Here is a 1,216-nt window from a genome sequence, read left to right on the forward strand (position 1 = left end):
CCAGACCGGCCAGACCGGCCAGACCGGCCTGTTGGGTCTCCCGATGATTCTGAAGCCGCGATCAGGGGCGCACGGCGATCTCGTTCTTCACGGCCTTCACACCGTTGACGCCACGTGCGATGTCTCCGGCCATCGTTCTTTCGGTGGCGTTCTTGGCAAACCCCGACAGCATCACCGTGCCGTTCAGCGTCTCGACGCTGATCGACGAGGCGTCCACCTGCGGGTTCTCTACAAAGCGGGCCTTGATCCGCGTCGTGATCGTCGCATCGTCGACATAAGCACCGATGGTCTCCTGCCCGCGCGTGACGGCGCAGCCTGTCATGGTGACCAATGCCAGTGCCGTGACGGTCGCGGCGAGAAGGGTGCGCATGTTCATGGTGAATCTCCTGTGAGATTGACAAACGGCTGTCCATCTATCGACCGAGACCCTTCGGACCGCGTCAATCAAGGCGTCGGTGCGCTGGCGGGTTCAGAGCGATCGCTCTTTCAGCGTTCGTTCCTTGTTCGTTCTTTGTAGGAGACGGCGACGGCCGGCCATTGCGTTCAGGCAACGCAACTCATGGCCTATGGCTTGAGTTGCTGGGCCACGACGCGCCCTGCGGGGTTGATGAACACGCGATAGCGGTGGCCATCTCGGCAGGTGGCGATGTGATCGTCATCCTTCAATGGCGTCGCGCGGATAACCTGGCCACAAGGCAGGCCCAGCAGTGCAATGACAGACGTCAGGTCCTTGCGAAGCGCCGCATCATCTGCTGCGGCAGCAGCCCCCGAAACAAGCGCGACCCACAAGGCGACGCAGGACCCTATCAGGATGTGAACATGGGTCGGCATGATGGATCGGCGCCAGGAGGCCACTTGCTACAGGGTGTTGAGCTTCGCCGGATCCGACAGGACAGCCCAGATGGACTCTCTTGACGAAGCGAGCGCGCCAGCCAGCGGAGGGTCGGCTTCCTGCAGCAGCGCAAGCGTCTTCATGATCAGCAGGTCAAATGCCCGCCGCAGTTCGACCAGGGAAGTCTTGATCCGTCCTTCGTAGAACGCCTTGAACCGCTCCAGCAGATCATCCACCTGGTTCTTGAGCGCCAACTTGCTGAAGGAGCCGATGGCTTTCGTCTCCCTCAGGCGAGTCTCCAGCGACTTGAGGTCCAGTGGCGGGGCTGCTGCGGGCTTCACCACAGGGGGCGCGGGCGGGAGCGTCCTGGCGGGTGGCGGTGCA

The 1,216-nt window shown here is 62.5% G+C and carries 3 protein-coding genes; all 3 read right to left on the reverse strand.

Features of this window, described 5'->3' with window-relative positions; translation table 11 throughout:
* Nucleotides 1–61: 61 nt before the first annotated feature.
* Nucleotides 62–376: a BON domain-containing protein gene (locus tag ACOVRJ_RS19750; RefSeq protein WP_422045538.1), complete on the reverse strand. Its 315-nt coding sequence runs from the start codon at nucleotides 374–376 to the stop codon at nucleotides 62–64.
* A 188-nt stretch (nucleotides 377–564) separates the two neighbouring features.
* Nucleotides 565–831, reverse strand: a complete 267-nt coding sequence (locus ACOVRJ_RS19755; protein WP_422045539.1) for a hypothetical protein — start codon at nucleotides 829–831, stop codon at nucleotides 565–567.
* Nucleotides 832–858: 27 nt separating this feature from the next.
* Nucleotides 859–1,216 (reverse strand): hypothetical protein (locus ACOVRJ_RS19760; RefSeq protein ID WP_422045540.1); only part of this gene is annotated, 358 nt, incomplete at its 5' end.

The organism is Roseateles sp. (assembly GCF_049240545.1).
In the GTDB taxonomy this organism is placed as follows: Bacteria; Pseudomonadota; Gammaproteobacteria; order Burkholderiales; family Burkholderiaceae_C; genus Paucibacter_A.